Consider the following 17203-nt stretch of genomic DNA (forward strand, 5'->3'; position numbering starts at 1 on the left):
GCCGTGAGGGCCGCCGCACCGATCCGGTGCGGCGGCCCTCCGCCGTCTTCCGGCGACGTTCCGCCGTCGTCAGCGCCTGAGCCGCGCCCACGGGGTGAAGGCGAACACCGCGCCGCCGAGCAGGATCACCGTGCCGCCGACGAGGGCGAGGGCACGCAGGGCGCCGTCGTCCTCGGCGCCGGTCTGGGCGAGGTTCTCGCCGGAGGAGCCGCCGGACGCGGTGCTCGTGCCGCCGCCGGAGTCACCGCTGCCGGAGCCGCCGGACACGCCGCCCGCCTGCTTGCTGGTGTCCAGTTCGAGGGAGGCCTTCACGGCACCCTTGAGCTGGCAGGGGATCTGCATCTTCGCGCTGCCGAGCGTGACGTCGATGGTCAGCGGACCGGGGCTGAGGGTGGCCTTGCCGGTCGCGCCGGGCCGGTACGTGCCCTTCATGTCGGCCAGGTTCACCGGGTCGCCGATCTTGAGGGCGGTGGTGTTGGCGGGGCCGGTGACCTTCACCGTGCCGCTGTCCGCTCCGCCGATCTTGATCGCCATGGAGGACTTGAGCGCCCCCGCGGGCAGCGGGGCGGGGCTGTCCATGACGCCCTTGGCCGTCTTCACGGTGAGGTCGTAGGCGCCGCCGTTCTTCTTGGCGCTGATGGTGACCTTGGACTTGATGTCGGCCGGGCCGGGGGCCTGGCAGGTGAAGCCGACGGAGACCTCCGTGCCGGGGAAGTCGGTCTGCCCGCCACCGCCGCCACTGGAGGAGCCGCCGGAGGAGCCGGAGCCGGAGGAGCCGCCCGTCCCGCCGGAGGAGCTGGTGGCCGAGCCGCCGGTGTTGCTGGAGCCGCCACCGGTGGAGCTGGTGGAACCCCCGGAGGTCGTACCGCCCGAGGTCGAGCCGCCGGAGGTCGTACCGCCCGAGGTCGCCGTCGAGCCGCCCGAGGTCGTCGTGGAGCCCCCGCCGTCCGTGACCTTGATGGTCGCGGCGGCCCGCACCGCCTCCTTCGGCGTGCACTTCGTGTCCGTGGACAGCGGCTTGGACACGTTGATCGTGTACTTGTCGGGCGTGAGCGTGATCTCGCCCGCCTTGGTCAGCTTCAGCTTCCCCTTCATCTCGGACAGCGGCATCGGACTGTTCTTGGGGACCGGCGGGTTCGTCCGGGTCCCCTCCATCGCGACGGTGCCGCTCGCCGCGCCGCCCACGGTGAGGACACCGGTCGGCTTGACCGTGTCCTGGCCGAGGTCGAGCACGTCGGGGTTCTTCGAGGCGGCCTGGACCGTCTTCCAGACGATCTCGACCTCGTCGCCGACCTTGGCCTCCGCCGGCGCCGTGATGAGCACCTTGGTGGTGCCCTGCACGGGCGGAAGCCCGGAGATGGCCGGCGGGATGCACTCCGTCTTGTACGAGACCTCGGCGGCCTGCGCGGGACCGGCGGAAATCAGGATCCCCGCGCCGCCGAGCATCAGCGCGACTCCGGCCGCGCTCATCCTCCGTTGCGTGTTCACGCATTTCCCTTCGTCGTCGTCGGGCTGCTCTCTGGGGCTGACGGTGCGGAGTCAGGACTGAACCACGGCAGGACCGCGGTGGGTTCTCCGTCCCCCGGGTCCGGTCGTACGGACTCGGGGGTACGTGTGCGGCGGCGGCCCGCGGCCCGGGACCGGGTCCGGGCGGGCCGGCCGGGGCCGGTGGTGGCGTGTGCGGGCCGGGCGGGGCGGGCAGGCCGGTTGCGGTCCACCACCGCCATCCCGATCCGGAACAGGGCGGCCGGTACGACAAAGGCGAGCAGCAGCCAGAAGAGCGTCACGCCCCACGGCCGCCCGACGCCCCACGGCTGCTCGACGAGGACCTTCTCCCCGTACTTCACGGACACCTGGTAGTCGCCGTGCGCGCCCGCCGGGAGTTCGACGGGGAGCCGTACGAGGGCCTTCTTGCCGGGGGCGACGGTGCCGCGCCACTGGCGTTCCTCGTACTGCGGGGTGAAGACGCCGTGGCTGGTGCCGACCTGGAAGACGGGGTCCTTGACGGGCGCGGAGCCGAGGTTGCCGACGGTGAAGACGATCTCCCGGGACGGCGGCGCCCCGAACCAGACGAGGAGGCCGCTGGAGCCGTCGAGGCGCACGGCGGCGAGGACGGCGAGCCGCCCGTCGCCCGAGGGTTCGGGGAGCGGGGCGGTGGGGTGCCCGGCGACCGTGAACGCCCGGTCAACGGCGTCCTGCCGGCCGGTGACCCCGGCCACGTGCACGACGCAGGGGCAGGGCTTGGGCGGTTCGGTGACGGGGAGCTTCGCGCTGAACGCGCCCCTGGCGTCGACCGTGGCGGCCCGGCCCTCGGTGTTGGCGCAGGAGTTGGTGCCGCCGATGACGCCGGTGCCGGGCGAGCCCTGGCCGCAGATCAGGAGCATGAGCAGCGAGCCCGGCTGCCAGCCGCTGCCGCTGACGGTGATCTCGCCGCCCTTGCCGCCCTCGGCCTGGGAGAGCTCGACGACGGGGGTGGGGGCCGCCGTCGCGGGCGCGAGGGGCAGCAGCGCGAGGGCAAGGGCCGCGAGGAGGGCGGCTGCCGTACGGATGGTCCTCATGGTGTCGCTCCCGCCGAGGCTCGTGGGGTACGGGACCCGACGCGTCGCCGTACCGCGTATCCGCCGCCGCCCGCCGCGAGGAGCAGGCCGGCCGCGCCGGTGAGCGCCGGGCCCGAGGCGAAGGAGGCCTCGGTACGGGCGGTGGCGGACGCGGCGCCCGGGGCGGTGGCGGTCAGCCGGACGGTGACGGAGTCGAGGGCGGGCGGGTCGGGCCAGGTTTCGGTGCGGGTGGCCCGCTCGCCGGGGCGGAGGGTGAGCGGCAGGGCGCGCTCCGGCCGGTCGAGGACGGTGCCGAGGAGGCCGTCGGCGCGGACGGCGAGGCGCGGGGCGAGGACCGTGCTGCCCCGGTTGACCAGGGTGTAGCGGAGGGCGCCGGTGTCGGTGTCGACGCTGACGTCCTCGACGGTGAGCGCGGCGAGGTGGGGGCCGCTGACCCGGAGCCGCAGGTCGACGCGGACCTCACGGCCGGCCGCGGAGGCCCGTACCGTGCCCCGGTGTTCGCCGGGCGGGAGGTCGGCGGTGACGGTCACGGCGAAGGGCACGTCCGCCCGGGTCCTCGCGGGCACGGTCACGGTCGGGGCGGCGAAGGAGACGGGTGCGCCCCGGCCGCTGAGCCGTACGGTGAGCGGCCGGGCGCCCGGGTTGGTCACCGACAGGGTGTCCTGGAGGACGCTCCCCGCCGGGCCCTCCAGATAGGCGTACGGCCGGCCGGCGGCGGGCGCCGCCGTCCAGGCCTGGGCTCCGGGGGGAGCCGCCGCGACCACGCCGCAGAGGGCGGTCGCGGCGGCCACGAGCCCGGAGCGTGCCGCCGTCCGCATCAACGTGCCGTGCGCCGGCTGAGCCAGAGGACTCCGGCGGCGCCGGTCAGCAGGACGGTGCCGCCGAGGGTGCCGAGGGCCATGGCGGAGTCGAGGGGGCCGGTCTTGGGCAGCTGGCCGCCGGTGTCGCCGGTCGCCGCGGTGTCCCCGGAGTCGTCGGCGGGCGGCGGCGGGGTGTCGGAGCCGCCGGAGACGCCGGTGACGTCGAGTTCCAGCGACGGCTTCGGGCCGTTCTTGGCGGTGCAGACGGCGGCGTCCATGCCGAGGGCGTGCACGGTGAGCGTCCCGGCCGTGAAGGTGACCTTGCCGTTCTTCTTCGGCGTGTACGTGCCGGTCAGGGTGCCGATGCTGATGGGGGTGTCGGGCGGGATGGCGGCCGTGTTCGGCGTTCCCTTGACCTTGACGGTGCCGGAGTCGGCGCCGCCGAGGACGAGTTCGGCGCGCGGGGTCATGACGCCCTTGGGAAGTTCGACGGGGCTGTCGGAGACGCCCTTCTCGAACGACATGGTGATCGTGTACGCGCTGCCGCTCTTGACGGCCTTGATGTCGACGGGCGAGACGGCGCTCTTGGGCCCGATCTTGGTCTCGCAGGCGTAGCTGACGTCGACGACGGCCGCGTGGGCCGCCGGGGCGGCGGCCAGCACGGCCGCGCCCGTCACCGCTGCCGCAGCCGTGAGCGCGGCGGCCGTTCTCCTCCGGTTCGGCACCTTGGACACCCCGAACACCCCTCACCGCAACGGAACCTGACGGTCTTTCAGATTGGGCGTCAAGGTACGCCTGAGGCCATGAGGAGGGAAGGCAGGGGAACGTGCGGAGTTGTGAAAGTCCCCAGGAGACGCCCCGAGGGCGGGGCGGGGGCCGCGAGCGAAGGGGAGCGCTCACGGGAAAACCCCCGGCGGGGGCCGCGAGCGGAGGGTGCCGCTCGCGGGAAAGTCCTAGGCGGGAGCCGCGAGTTCGGCCCAGACCGTCTTCCCCGGGGCGCCCGGGGTGCGCTCGATGCCCCAGTCGAGGCAGAGGCGCTGCACGATGAACATCCCGTGGCCGCCGGGCCGGCCCGACCGGTGCGGGGTGCGGGGCGCGGGCTGTCCGGCGCCCCGGTCGGTGACTTCGAGGCGCAGCACCTTGGCCTGGCGCAGGACGCGCAGCCGCTCGGGGCCCTCGGCGTGCAGACAGGCGTTGGTGACCAGCTCGGAGACGACGAGCAGGACGTCCTCGGCGGCGGCCCTGCGGTCGGCGGTGGCGGCCGGCAGCCAGCCCCACTCGTGGAGCGCGGTCCGCGTGAAGTCGCGGGCGAGCGGCACGGTGCCGCTGGTCTCGCCGAGGGCGAGCGTACGGACGTCGGAAGCTTGGTCCATCAGCGCTTCACCTCACCGATCGACGGGACAGAGACGGGACAGACACGGAACAGAGGGACGGACGTGCGGGGCGTTCGGGGCGGGCCGGGGCGGGCGCGCCCCGGCTCCGGCGTGCGGGGCTCAGCCGGGAAGGGCCGTGGCGAGTGTCTCGTGCACGGTGAAGACGACCTCCGCGCCCGTGATGTGGAACACCCGGGCCACCGCGGGCCGCATCGCCACCAGATGGACCCCGCCACCGGCGGCCTCCGCCCGCAGCCGGGCGCCGAGCAGCACGTTGAGTCCGGTGGAGTCGCAGAAGTCCAGACCCGAGCAGTCCACGACGAGCCGCGCCCGACCCGCGTCGAGCGCGTCGTCCAGGGGGACGCGCAGCAGCTCGGCGGTGTGGTGATCGAGCTCACCCGCCGGCGCGAGGACTTCGCTCGCACCCACGGTCCGGACCTCGACCCGCAACCGCGCGGGCGGCGCGCTCCCGATGTGCTGGCGGTCCATGGCCGTGCCTCTTCTCGCTCTCGCGGATGCCGACTGACGTGCCTCGAACCCTACAAGCGGGCCGCCCTCCCGTGCACACAAGGGCCACCACAAACCAGGACAAAGCGAATTGTCGATACTTGCGACCTTCCCCGCCGAGCAGGTAGGGCTAGTAGAGAACACCCGACACGACCGGCTTCGGAGGCGCCGCAAACCGCAGCAGAAGACCCCAGAAGGAGACTCATGTCACCCCGGCTCGACGCCCCGCGTACCCCCGACGCGCCGTCGGCAGCAGTTCCGCTCGGCCGCCTGCCCACCCACTCCCCCGATCATGCGTTCCAGCTCCCGGAACAGCTCGTCGACCAGCCCCTCGACCGCATCGGACCGGTCGACGCGCGCGCTCTGTCGAAGCAGCTGTTCGCCCGGCTCGCCGAGCTGGAGGAGGGCACCCACGACCACGCGTACGTCCGCAACACCCTCGTCGAACTCAACCTGGCCCTGGTGAAGTTCGCCGCCGCCCGGTTCGGCACCCGCAGCGAGCCGATGGAGGACATCGTCCAGGTCGGCACCATCGGCCTGATCAAGGCGATCGACCGCTTCGAGCTGACCCGCGGCGTCGAGTTCCCCACCTTCGCGATGCCGACCATCATCGGCGAGATCAAGCGCTTCTTCCGCGACACCTCCTGGTCCGTGCACGTACCCCGCCGGCTCCAGGAGCTCCGGCTCGACCTCGCCAGGGCGGGCGACGCCCTCTCCCAGCGCCTCGACCGCTCCCCGACCGTGGCCGAACTGGCCGAGGAGCTCGGCATCTCGCCCGAGGAGGTCGTCGAGGGCATGGCCGCGAGCAACGCGTACACCGCCAGCTCGCTCGACGCCCAGCCCGACGAGGAGGACGGCGGCGGTGGTGAGGCCACGCTCGCCGACCGGCTCGGCTACGAGGACCACGGGCTCACCGGGATCGAGTACATCGCCTCCCTCAAGCCGATGATCGCCTCGCTGCCCGCCCGCGAGCGGCACATCCTCTCCCTCCGCTTCGTCTCCGGCATGACCCAGTCGGAGATCGGCACGGAGCTGGGCATCTCGCAGATGCACGTGTCCCGGCTGCTCGCCCGCACCCTCGCCAGGCTGCGCCGGGGACTCACTCTGGAGGAATGACCTCCATCGCCTCCCCCGAGCCGCCAAAATGGCTGTGGAAAGGGCCCGTTCACGGTCTTCCGACCCGGACGGGCCCTTCCGCGTGATCGGAGGGCCGTGCCGACGGGCCGTGCCGACGGGCCGGTTGACGGGGCCGGATCGACAGGGCCGGTCGACGGGCCGTCCGGACCGGACCGGACCGAGCCCGGGGTTCAGGGGGGAATCACATGGTTTCTGCGTACGCGGAACTGGAAGACCGCATGCGCCGCCGGCTAGGGGGCCGGGAGTGCCTCTACGTGCCGTCGTGCCGCTTCGGCCTCTATCTCGCGCTGCGCCACTGGTGCCGGCCCGGCGGCCGGGTCCTGATGTCACCGGTCAACGACGACGTCATCCTCTTCGTCGTCCTCGCCGCCGGGCTCCGCCCCGTACAGGCACCGCTCGACCCGCGCGACGGCTCCGTCGACCCGTCCGCCGTGCCCGGGACGGTCTGGCGGGACCTCTCCGCCGTCCTCACCACCAATCTGTACGGGAACCCCGACCCGGCGCCCGAGCTGCGCGAGCGGTGCGACCGGCTCGGCATCCCGCTGATCGAGGACGCCGCCCACGCCATCGGCTCCACCGTCGGCGGGCGCCCGGTCGGCACGTACGGCGAGGCCTCCGTGTTCAGCCTCTCCAAGCACACCGCCGCCAAGACCGGCGGCTTCCTCACCCTCGCCGACCCGGCCCTGCGCGGGGAACTCGCCGCCGCCCGGGACGCGTTGCTGCACCCGACCCGTACCTCCGCCGAACTCGCCCACCTGGTACGGCCGTACGCCGAGGCCACCGTGCGCGGGCTGCGCCTGGTCGGGGCGGCCCGCGCGACGCTGCGGCGGCTCGGCCTGGAGGAGCGGCCGGAGATCCGGATGCCGCTCCGCGCCGACGCGCTGAAGCAGGCCCTGCCGGCCGCGCCCGCCCTCGACCCCTTCCACTCCTGGGTCCGGGTCGACATGCACGACTACCGGCTCCGGCCGGGCCCCGGCCGCCTCCGCCGCACCACCCGCAGACTGGCCGGCCTCGACGGCGTGCTCGACGCCCACCGGGCGGGCACGGAGCGCCTCCTCGCCACCGAGTACGGCGGGGGCCACGGGGGAAGTCGCGAGGAGGTCCAGCCGCTGTTCCGGGTGCCGCTGCTCGTCGACGACCGGGACGCGGCCGTCGCCGCGCTCGCCCGGCGCCGGATCACCACCGGCTACCTCTACGACCCTCCGCTCGACCACTACGCGGGCGAGGTCTTCACCGAGCCGTCCCCCGCACCGGAACCGGCCGCCTGGTTCGCCCGGCACGCCCTGCCGGTGGACCCGCGCCGCGCCGACGAGTCCCTCGCCGCGCTGCGCGCCGCGGGCATCCGCCCGGCCGGGCCCTCAAAGCCCCCCGGAGGCGCGAGGTGACCGACACGGTGCGGCTGCGGGACGGGGAGCGGGGGGCGGACGCGGATCCGGGCGGCCACGGCAGGGACGACGGAGGCACGGGCGGCCACGGCGCGGACGGCGGCGGTACGGGTGACCCCGGCGCGAGCGGTCACGGCACGGGCGGCCACGGCCCGGACCGCGGCGGTACGGACGGTCACGGCTCGGGTCCTTCCGACGAGAGCTCCATGTTCCGCAACGCCTACGCCCTCATGCTCTCCACCGGCGTCTCCGCCGCCCTCGGCCTCGGCTTCTGGCTGGTCGCCGCCCGCTACTACTCGGAGGAGGCCGTCGGCCAGGGCTCCGCCGCCATCGCCGCGCAGCGCCTCCTCGCCTCCCTCACCGCGACCACGATGATCGGCGCCGTCGTCCGGTACGTGCCCCGGGCCGGCCGCGCCACCGGACCGCTCGTCCTGCGCGTGTACCTGGTCAGCACGGTGGTCGTCGCCGTCGCCTGCGGGGTCTTCCTGCTCACCCTGGACTGGTGGGGGCCCACGTACGCCCCTCTCGGCACCCTCTCCGCCGGCCTGTTCTTCACCGCCTCCTGCGTCGGCTGGGCCCTGCTCACCCTCCAGGACGGCGTCCTCACCGGGCTGAGACGGGCGGTCTGGGTCCCCGTCGGCAACGCCGTCTTCTCGCTCGGCAAGCTCGTCCTGCTCGTCGTCCTCGCCGCCGCCCTGCCGGTGCTCGGCGTCTTCGTGTCCTGGTCGGCGGCGATCGCCCTGTCCGTGGTGCCGCTCGCCTGGCTCGTCTTCCGGCGGCTCATCCCCCGGCAGGCCCGCGCCGACCGGGACCGCGAACCGCCCGGCCTGCGCGAGATCGGCCGGTTCATGGCCGGGGACTCCGTCGGCGCGCTCTTCAGCCTCGCGATGATCAACCTGCTGCCGGTGATGGTCGCCGTCCGTTTCGACGCCGCCCACAACGCCTTCTTCTACACGGCCTACACCGTCGGCGGCACGATGGAGTTCATGGCCATCAACATGGCCTCGTCGCTCACCGCGCACGCCTCCCACAGCCCCGAGTCCCTCGCCGAGGGGGTCAGGGGCGCGCTGCGCCGGATGGCACTCCTGCTCGTCCCGGTGGTCCTGGTCCTCCTCGTCCTCGCGCCGGTGATCCTCGCGCCGTTCGGCCCGGACTACGCCGAACACGGCACGGCCGTGCTCCGGCTGCTGGCCGCCGCCGCGCTCCCCCGGGTCGCGGTCGAGCTGTACATAGGGGTGCTGCGCGTCCAGGGCCGTACGGGCGTGCTCGCCCTGCTCCAGGGCGCCATGTGCGTCCTGGTGCTCGGCAGCGCCGCGCTGCTCCTCGGCCGGGTGGGCATCGCGGGCGCGGGGGTCGCCGTCCTGGCGTCCATGACGCTGATGGCGGCGGTCTCGGCACCGGGCCTGCGGGCGGCCCTCCAGGGCCGGGCACCCGCGCCCCGCGCCCCGGAGGCCGTACGGTCGAAGCCGCGCGCCGAGGTCGGCTACGGCACCAACTGGGCGCGGGAGAGCGCCTATCTGCGGGGCGCGCACGACTCGGTGACGCCGGCGTTCGGCATCCCGGTGTTCGTATCCCGGCCGGAGGGGGCGGCGTCGCCGAGCGGGGCGGACGCCTCAGGCCGGACCGAGCCGTCCCCCAACGGCCCGGAGGACGCTCCGGGCCGGACGGCCACCCGGCGGGGGCCCGCCCCCGGCCCGGCGCTCTGGCTGTGGGCCGTGCTCGGACTGGCCGTCGGGTTGTTCTGGTTTCCCCTCGTCCGCTCCGGCGAGCTGAGCGTGGAGCGGCTCTCCGGCACCGGGCTGCTGACCGCGCTGCCGCCGGTCACCCTCGCCGCCGGGCTGCTGCTCGTCGCCCTCCAGGGCGCGGCCGTCGCGCTGCGGGTCTTCCGGCCGGTGTTCGCGGGGATGGTGCTGCTCGCCACCTTCCTGGCCCTGCACACCGCGCCACCGCTGCTCGGTCTGCGTCCGGCCGAGGCGGGCGGGCCCGGCGCCGTACTCCTGGGCGAGGGCCTGGAGCGGGCGGTGACGCCGGTGGCGCTCCAGGCGTTGAGCCTGCTCCTGGTGGCGCTGCTCCTGCGGGTGGTCGGGGTGGGCTCCCGGGTCACGGCCGGGGTGGTGTGGGTGCTCGTCTGGGCGGGCTGGGCGGGTCAGCAGGCCTTCGCCGCCGCACCGCTGCCGCTCTTCCTGGGCCTGGCGGGGGGCACGATGGCGGTGTGCGCGTTCCGCGGCCTGACGTCGGGCGGCCGGGGCTGAGGCGGTTGACGCGTGCTCCGGCGCCCGGCGAGCTGACCGCCGTGCCCGGCCCTCGCGGTCACCCGGCCCCGCCGCCGGCTCCTCGCGCGCGGAAACGGGACCTACGCGCGTGCGTACGGGAGGACTTGGCTCCCTCGCGTTCGACGGCGCCGCGCGTGGCGGCCGGGAGCGGCACTCCGGGCAGGACGGCGGCGACGCTCACGAAGAGGGCGAGGACCCCCATGAAGACGATGAGCGAGAAGGACCTGCCGAGGAACAGCGTGGTCGCGACGAGGGTGGCCACGGACAGGCTGACGGGCGCGGCGAGCGCCAGCGCCTCCAGACGGGCGCCGGGGCGCAGTCCGGTCGGCTGCGGGAGCAGCAGCGCGAGGCCGGGCCCGAGCGCGACGAAGGCGAGGACGGGGATCCAGCGCAGCGGGGAGCCGCCGGGGAGGGCGGTCGCCGCGAGCGCGACCCATCCGGAGGCCGCGAGGGCGGCTCGGCGCTGGACTCGCGGGGTCGGGCGGGGGAGAGCCATGGCGTACCTGCTCCTCGTACGTGGGGTCCGGGGGTGGATGGACGTTCAGCCGCCGGTGGTGGGCCGGTAGCGGAGGACGACGCCGTACGTGTTCTCCTCGACGACCTGGAAGAGCGGGGAGCGCTTGAGCGCGGCCTTGAGGCTGTCGAAGCCGCCCTCGGGGAGGTAGCCCTCGCCGATGACGGCCTCGCCCTGGGTGCGGGTGAGGATCACGTACGCCGGGCAGTCCTGCGGGATGCCGCCGGCCAGGTAGCCCGCCGGGTCCTTCAGCATCCGGAGGTTCTCGTCGACCTCCTGCTCGGTGAAGAACCAGCGCACGTACCGGTCGTAGCGGTAGTACGAGTCGGGGAACGCGCCGGTCGCCGCGAGGATGAGGGAGCCCTCGGGCGCCCGGTCGAAGGCGCGGCGGGTGAGCGCGGTCTCGGCGGGCGGCGCGTAGTGCATGCCCTCCTTGCCGTAGTACGAGGGCAGGAAGCCGGCGAGCATGGCGACGAGGGTGACGGGCAGCGCGACGAACATCGCCCGGCGGGCGGTCACGGCGGCGCGGCTCGCGGCCCCGGCGGCGGGGACGAGCGCGGCGGCGGCGAAGAAGGCGGCGCCGGGGAGCCCGAAGAGGTAGACCCGGAAGATCATCTCGCCGCCGTAGTCGTTGACGGCGAACATCGGCAGGGGCGCGGCGGCGGCGAGCAGCAGCGGCAGGGCGCTGCGGACGAGTCTGCGGCGGAGCAGGACGGCGGCGACGGCGAGCCCGCCGAGGGCCAGGACCATCAGGATGTTGGCGTCGCCGACGAGTTCGGGCCCGGGTCCTGTGGGGTCGCCCGCGAAGCCGGGGCGGGAGTTGCCGAGCAGGTCGCCGGCCTTCTCGCGGAGGGTCCCGAGGGTGGTGAGGAACAGCTCGCGGCCCATCGTGAGGTTCCAGGCGAGCATGACCAGGCCGGTGGTGACGAGCAGCCCGATGTTGCGGTAGCGGCGGGTGAGGCAGAGGGCGAAGAGGGTGGCGCACAGCATGATCGGGGTCAGCTGGTGGCTGGCGTTGATGGTGGCGATCAGCGGCAGCAGGATCACCACGGCGACGGCCCGCTGCCGGGTCGTCGTGGGCGGCGGGACGGCGGAGGCCGCCGGGTCGAGGGTGCCCCGGTCGCGCAGCGTGCCCGCCAAGCCGGGCAGCACGAAGTGCCGGACGACGACGGCGAAGACGGTGAGGTAGAGCAGGTACGAGAAGCCCTGCGGGGACAGGTAGTCCTGGCCGACCCAGTTCGCCAGCTGGAAGATCCACACCCCGGTCCACACGAGCCGCCAGTCGTCGCTGAACGTGCGGTAGATCAGGATGAGGACGGGCACCAGCAGCAGGCCGAGCGCGACCGGCGCCCAGTTGATGAAGGAGGCGGCGGCGTCCACGCCGAAGGCGCGTACGAGGGCCGCGTCGAGGGAGAAGAAGCCGGGCCACTGGTCGTACGCGGACATGCCGCCCGTCAGCTCGGCCCCGGGGTGGATGCCGCCCTCGGCGAGCATCCTGCTGATGATGGCGTCGTGCTTGGACGCCCAGGCGTAGCGGACGGTGTCGTAGAGGATCGCGGGCGGCGCCTTGAGGGCGAACAGCATGGCCGCGCAGTAGGTGGCGGGCCAGAGCGGGGCGGTGCCCGCCCGGCGCAGGGTGAGGACGAAGCCGCCGGTCAGGACGGCGAGAGCGGCGTAGAAGGTCAGCGGGAAGCGGTCGAGGAGGCCGAACTCCGCGATGTGCCGGAAGTCGATCCGGGGCAGCGCCCAGAGCCAGAGCGCGGCGGCGAGGAGCAGGGGGAGCAGGTTGAGGGCACCGGGCGAGCGGAGGGCGGCGGCGGCTCGGCCGCGCGTGCGGGTGGGGCGGGGTGGGCGGCCGGGCGACTCCGGGACCGCCGACTCGCGGGCGGTGGGCTTGCGGCGGGTCCGCTCGCGGCCGGCCGGCTCGCCGCCGGTGGGCTCGCCTCCTGTGGGCTGCGGCGGTACGCCCTTCCCGGTCTCCGGTGCGGGCCCCTGACGCTGCACGGCCTCTTCCCCCACGGACTGTCCCCTTCGGCGAAGTACAGGAAGGTACTTCGGTTCTGTTCGGACTATCAACTCACGGATGGATCACCGGAGTTGCCATACTTCCCACTCAGCCGGCGAACTCCGGCCCCTTGATCAGGGCGCGGGCCCTGCGGTACATCCGCCAGCCGACCGTGGGCAGCGAGTCCGGGTACGGCGCCGCCTTCGCGCCCCGCCCCTCCATCCACCGCTCGACGTCCGCGACCGTGTGGCTCCGGCGCAGGATGAGCCGGGCGATGCGGTAGATCTCGTCGGCGCCGGAACTGAGGGCGTGCCGGACGGCGACCGCCGAGGTGTACCCGGCCGCCGCCGCGGCCCGCCGCACCGCCGGACTGTTGTAGCCGTGCGGATAGGCCAGGTGCAGCACCTCGTGCCCGAGGACGTCCTCCAACACCGCCTTGGAGTCCCGCAGTTCACGGCGGAGCGCCCCCGGGGCGAGGGTGTCGAGCTGCGGATGCGTGACCGTGTGGCCGCCGACCTCCATCCCGTACCCCTCCAGTCGCGGCGCCTGCGCGAGCGTCATCATCGGCGCGGGCGGCAGCAGACAGGGCCGGCCGGGGGTGATGGCCCCGGTGGTCAGGTACGCGGTGGCCGGCAGCCCCCGGGAGGCGAGTGCCTCGGCGGTCGGCCCGACGAGGTCGGCGAAGCCGTCGTCGAAGGTGAGGACGACGGGCCGGGGCGGCAGCGGGGCACCGGTGGCGAAGTGCGCGGCGAGCGCGCCGACGGTGATCGCGGTACGCCCGGCGGCGACGATCGCGTCGAGCTGGGAGGCGAACTCCCTTGGCGTGACGGTGAATTCGGCGATCCACTCCGCCGGGTCCTCCATCACGGCGTGATAGAGGAGGACGGGTATCCGGGTGGGGAGGGGTATCCGGGTGCGGCCGGGTGCGTTCGTCATGGGGTCGCCTTCCCGCGCCGGGTCCGTATGCGGGCCTTCGCGTATCCGATCGGGCCGTACAGCATGCCGCGCCGCTCCAGCCGGGAGAGGGCGGCGGGCCAGGGGTGGTGGTGGGCGCGGTGCTCGCCGGGGACACCGGTGACGGTTCGGCCGGTGCCCTCGCCGGTCCCGCCGCCCGTCCCGCCGCGCTGGGCGGTCATCGTCCGGGCGTACGCGAGGCCGCGTGGCAGCCGGGCGAGCAGCGCGGGCAGCAGGCGGGGGCTGCGGACCAGGGTCGCGGTGAGGTACGCGGTGAGCCCGGCCCCGTATCCGTACGCCTGGTTGCGCAGGTCCTGCCAGGTGTCGCGGTGGTGGTGCCAGACGAGGGCGTCGGCGGTGTAGCGGAGCCGGAACCCGGCGGTGAGGACGGCGACGAAGGCGTACAGGTCGTCGCCGCCCTTCGCCGGGGTCCCGGTGCCGGTCGCCGGATCGAAGCCGCCGGCCCGCCGGAGCGCCTCGGTACGGAAGGCCATGTTGGCGCCGGACCCGAAACTGCCCGCGGTGAACGGGAAGAGCGGTTCGTCGGCGGGCGGCCGGGCGGGGTCGTACAGCCGGGGGGCGAAGCCCTTGGCGAAGCCGCCGTGGGACTCCAGGAGGATCTGGGCGGGGGTCCGCAGCCTGGCGGGCAGGATCAGACCGGTGACACAGCCGAGCCCGGGGTCGGTGGCGAAGGGCTCGGCGAGGGCGGTCAGCCAGTGCGGGTCGGCGATGACGTCGTCGTCGGTGAAGGCGACGACGGCGCCGCGGGCGGCGGCGAGACCGGTGTTGTGGGCGACGGCGAGACCGGGGGTGTCCTCACGGACGTACCGGACGCGGCCGGAGTACTTCCGGGTGACGAGGTCGTGGGTGCCGGAGGTGCGGGGCGCGTTGTCGACGACGATCAGCTCGTGGTCGGGATGGTCCTGCGCGAGCAGCGAGTCGAGCGCACGGGCGAGGGAGCGGGGGCGCTCACGGGTGGCGAGGACGACGGACAGGCGGGGGGCGGCCTGCGCGGGGCGCACGGGGCGGGGGGCCACGGGGTGAGAAGCGGGCGCTGCGGGGCGGGCGGTGCGGGGAGTGGTCGCTGCGGGGCGGGCGGTCGCGGCGCGGGGAGCGGGCTCCGTGGGGCCGCCGTCCGGGTGGGAGGCGGCGAGGCGTTCGGCGTCGGTACGGGGTGGTCCGGCGTCCGCGAGGCGCCGCCGGGCGAGGGCGGCGAGTACCTCGGCGGGGTTCTCGCCGGCGGCGTAGGCGCCGATGACGGTGGCGACGGGCCGCCCCCGGAGCCGTACGAGCGCGTAGACGTCACCGGGCACGACGGGCGGCCCGCCGGGAGCGGGCCGGAGGGCGGGGCCGCCGCCGTCGGGCGCGTCGAGGTCGAGCTCGGCGACGGAGATCGGCCGGGGGGCGGGGAGGCTCATCGGGGGTCTCTCGACGGACGGACGGCGAGGGCGAGGGCGACGGGGGTGGAGGCAGCGGCGGCCCAGGCCCCAGCCGAAGCCCTTGTCCCGGCCCCGGCCCCCGCCCCGCCGTTAACGGCTGCCCCGCAGCCGGGCGACACGGTTCAGGGTGGCGCGGCCCCGGGCCGCGAGTTCCGGGCGGTCGCGGACGAAGCTGTGGGCCCGGCGGGAGGGCTCGCGTGCCACCCAGTGGAGCGCGGCGCGTACGCCGGGGCGGACGACGGCGCCCTCGTACACGGTCAGCTCCCCGGTCTTGAGCGCGTTCTTGTACTCGGCGTCGCCACGCCCGAGGTCCAGCATGCCGATCCCGGCCGCGGCGGCGGCCTCGGCCATCCGCAGATGGAGGACGAGGCCGGGCGAGTACTTGGCGAACTCGGGGTCGTAGGAGGGGAACCAGCAGGACAGGACGGTCGCGGACCGCAGTCCGAAGTGGGCGGCGACGGGGCGCGGGCCCGTGTAGAGCACGGAGAGGACGCCGGAGCAGCCGGGCGTGCGGAGTTCGTGGAGGCGGCGGACGAGGGTGCTGATCCATGCCTTGGCGAAGCGGTCTCGGCGGCCGGTCCTGCGGTACTGGGCGGACTTCCACTCCATGAGGGTGCGCAGGGCCGCCGGGTCGCGCTCGTCGAAGACGAAACGGACGTCTCCGTCGGCCCGGCGGCCGAGGCGGCGCTCCTTGGCGAGGGTGGTCCGGAGGAACTTGGGGGACTGGACGCGCAGCAGGGCCTCGTACGCGGCGTAGCCCTCGCCGACGTCGATCACGGGCGAGGCGAACTCCTCGACGGCGGCGCCCTCGAAGACGGGCTGGCCGGACTCCAGGTTGTCGAACTCCCAGCCGGCGAGGCCGCAGTGGCGGAGCAGGGGCCGGGCGCCGGGCCGCAGACCGGCCCGGAGGACGGCACCCTGGGCGTCGGACACGCCGAAGCCGATGGCGCGGCCCTGGCCCAAGGGCCCCTTCTCGTAAGGGAAGAAGCCGACGGGTTCGTCGTCCTCCGACCAGACGGCGACGCGGGAACGGGGCCGGACGGCGGCGACGGCCTGGGTGAACTCGGGTTCCATGAACGGATTCGCGGGCGCCCCGGACTTGGCGCGCAGCTCGCGCCAGGCGTCGATCTCGCGGGCGCTCAGCTCCTCCGGCCTGACGACCCGCATGCGGACAGCGCTCACCTTGCCGACCCCCCGGTCTCCCCCTGAGTCCCGCCAGGACAGGACGCTACCCGTCCGCAACGCTCCGGGGCAGGGATACTCGGTCATTCCGTGGCCGATCCGTGAAGGAACGGACACGGCGGGGAGCGGTTGGCCAAGGGGGCGGAGGGGTGGGCGAGTTGGAGATCGTCGGGCGGGGCAGGACGGCGGATGTGTACGCGCTGGACGGGGCGCGGGTGCTGCGGCGGTACCGGGAGGGCGGGGACGCGACGCGGGAGGCGGAGGTGATGACCCGGCTGGCCCGCTGCGGCTATCCGGTCCCGGAGGTGCTGGGCGCGGAGGGCTCGGACTGGGAGACGGCGGAGGAGGGGGGCGCGCCGGGCCTGGACCACGCGATGTCGGCGCTGATCCTGGCGGAGGTGGCGGTGTCACCGGCACCGTACGCCCAGGGCGCACGGGCGGGCCTGGCGGCGCTGGTCTCCCGGGTGGGAGCGACGGCACTCCCCCACCTCGCAGAGGCCCGGACCCGCCGGGCGGCGGACCCACACCTGACGGAGGAGGAGGTGGGGGCACTGGGGAGGGCGGAGACGCTGGTGAGGAACGAGGTCGACGCGCACGTCGTGGGCGGGATCGAGGTCGTCCACGAGTTCCGCTGACTTAGGGTGCGGCCATGGGACCACTGCTGAGGGCCGTCGGCGAGAACCGGCCCTACGAACCGCTGCTGACGTACGGGAGCCCCCGATGACTGTCCGGCGGGCCGTGCCCAATCTTCGTACCTCTGCGCCGGAGGAGAACCGGGTGTTCTACGGGCTGCTCGGTTTCGAGCCGGTGATGGACCACGGCTGGATCACCACCCTCGCCTCGCCGTCCTCCCCCACGGCCCAGATCAGTCTGATGACCCACGACCTGACGGCCCCGGTCGTCCCCGATCTGAGCGTGGAGGTCGACGACGTGGACGCGGCCTACGCGGCGGTCCTCGCTACGGGCGCCGAGATCGTGCACCCCCTGACCGACGAACCCTGGGGCGTCCGACGCTTCTTCACCCGCGACCCGGACGGCCGTGTGATCAACGTCCTGAGCCACGGGTCCTGACCGGT

General features: G+C 74.5%; 16 protein-coding genes. 5 read left to right on the forward strand and 11 right to left on the reverse strand.

Going from position 1 to position 17203, the window contains the following annotated elements; translation table 11 throughout:
• Positions 1-69: 69 nt before the first annotated feature.
• From V4Y03_RS12715 to V4Y03_RS12740, 6 genes are all read right to left on the reverse strand, one after another.
• Positions 70-1470: a hypothetical protein gene (locus V4Y03_RS12715; protein WP_332437165.1), complete on the reverse strand. Its 1401-nt coding sequence runs from the start codon at positions 1468-1470 to the stop codon at positions 70-72.
• A 14-nt stretch (positions 1471-1484) separates the two neighbouring features.
• The gene (locus tag V4Y03_RS12720; RefSeq protein ID WP_332434987.1) at positions 1485-2558 is read right to left on the reverse strand and encodes a hypothetical protein; all 1074 of its coding nucleotides are present in this window, start codon (positions 2556-2558) and stop codon (positions 1485-1487) included.
• Positions 2555-3349, reverse strand: a complete 795-nt coding sequence (locus tag V4Y03_RS12725) for a COG1470 family protein (RefSeq protein WP_332434988.1) — start codon at positions 3347-3349, stop codon at positions 2555-2557. Before V4Y03_RS12725 ends, V4Y03_RS12720 begins: the two co-directional genes overlap by 4 nt.
• Positions 3350-3375: 26 nt before the next feature.
• Positions 3376-4083, reverse strand: a complete 708-nt coding sequence (locus V4Y03_RS12730) for a peptidase (protein ID WP_317875965.1) — start codon at positions 4081-4083, stop codon at positions 3376-3378.
• A 228-nt stretch (positions 4084-4311) separates the two neighbouring features.
• On the reverse strand, positions 4312-4731 hold the full coding sequence (locus V4Y03_RS12735; RefSeq protein WP_317875963.1) for an ATP-binding protein: 420 nt from the start codon (positions 4729-4731) through the stop codon (positions 4312-4314).
• Between the two features lie 120 nt (positions 4732-4851).
• Entirely contained in the window at positions 4852-5220 is a 369-nt protein-coding gene (locus V4Y03_RS12740; protein ID WP_332434989.1) for an STAS domain-containing protein, read from the reverse strand.
• Between the two features lie 222 nt (positions 5221-5442).
• Here V4Y03_RS12740 and V4Y03_RS12745 point away from each other — a divergent pair, with 222 nt between their 5' ends.
• The 3 genes from V4Y03_RS12745 (at position 5443) to V4Y03_RS12755 (ending at position 10012) form a co-directional block, all read left to right on the forward strand.
• Positions 5443-6354: an RNA polymerase sigma factor SigF gene (locus V4Y03_RS12745; RefSeq protein ID WP_317875961.1), complete on the forward strand. Its 912-nt coding sequence runs from the start codon at positions 5443-5445 to the stop codon at positions 6352-6354.
• Positions 6355-6560: 206 nt separating this feature from the next.
• A complete protein-coding gene (locus V4Y03_RS12750; protein WP_332434990.1) occupies positions 6561-7760 on the forward strand; it encodes a DegT/DnrJ/EryC1/StrS family aminotransferase in 1200 nt (399 codons plus the stop codon).
• Complete coding sequence (locus V4Y03_RS12755) at positions 7757-10012, forward strand: lipopolysaccharide biosynthesis protein (RefSeq protein WP_332434991.1); 2256 nt, start codon at positions 7757-7759, stop codon at positions 10010-10012. Before V4Y03_RS12750 ends, V4Y03_RS12755 begins: the two co-directional genes overlap by 4 nt.
• A 58-nt stretch (positions 10013-10070) precedes the next feature.
• Here the strand turns inward: V4Y03_RS12755 and V4Y03_RS12760 are convergent, their stop codons facing one another.
• The 5 genes from V4Y03_RS12760 to V4Y03_RS12780 all read right to left on the reverse strand — a co-directional run bounded on the left by V4Y03_RS12760 (position 10071) and on the right by V4Y03_RS12780 (position 16112).
• On the reverse strand, positions 10071-10529 hold the full coding sequence (locus tag V4Y03_RS12760) for a hypothetical protein (RefSeq protein WP_332434992.1): 459 nt from the start codon (positions 10527-10529) through the stop codon (positions 10071-10073).
• A 45-nt stretch (positions 10530-10574) separates the two neighbouring features.
• Entirely contained in the window at positions 10575-12566 is a 1992-nt protein-coding gene (locus V4Y03_RS12765) for a hypothetical protein (RefSeq protein WP_332434993.1), read from the reverse strand.
• A 94-nt stretch (positions 12567-12660) separates the two neighbouring features.
• On the reverse strand, positions 12661-13488 hold the full coding sequence (locus V4Y03_RS12770; RefSeq protein ID WP_332434994.1) for a polysaccharide deacetylase family protein: 828 nt from the start codon (positions 13486-13488) through the stop codon (positions 12661-12663).
• Complete coding sequence (locus V4Y03_RS12775; RefSeq protein ID WP_332434995.1) at positions 13485-14924, reverse strand: glycosyltransferase; 1440 nt, start codon at positions 14922-14924, stop codon at positions 13485-13487. The genes V4Y03_RS12770 and V4Y03_RS12775 overlap by 4 nt, the downstream gene beginning before the upstream one ends.
• Positions 14925-15035: 111 nt before the next feature.
• The gene (locus tag V4Y03_RS12780) at positions 15036-16112 is read right to left on the reverse strand and encodes a GNAT family N-acetyltransferase (protein WP_332437166.1); all 1077 of its coding nucleotides are present in this window, start codon (positions 16110-16112) and stop codon (positions 15036-15038) included.
• A gap of 164 nt (positions 16113-16276) precedes the next feature.
• Between V4Y03_RS12780 and V4Y03_RS12785 the strand changes: the two genes are divergently transcribed.
• Positions 16277-16762, forward strand: a complete 486-nt coding sequence (locus tag V4Y03_RS12785) for a hypothetical protein (RefSeq protein WP_332434996.1) — start codon at positions 16277-16279, stop codon at positions 16760-16762.
• 85 nt (positions 16763-16847) lie between these two features.
• On the forward strand, positions 16848-17198 hold the full coding sequence (locus V4Y03_RS12790; protein WP_332434997.1) for a VOC family protein: 351 nt from the start codon (positions 16848-16850) through the stop codon (positions 17196-17198).
• Positions 17199-17203 lie beyond the last annotated feature (5 nt).

Source organism: Streptomyces sp. P9-A4, assembly GCF_036634195.1.
Taxonomy (GTDB): Bacteria; Actinomycetota; Actinomycetes; order Streptomycetales; family Streptomycetaceae; genus Streptomyces.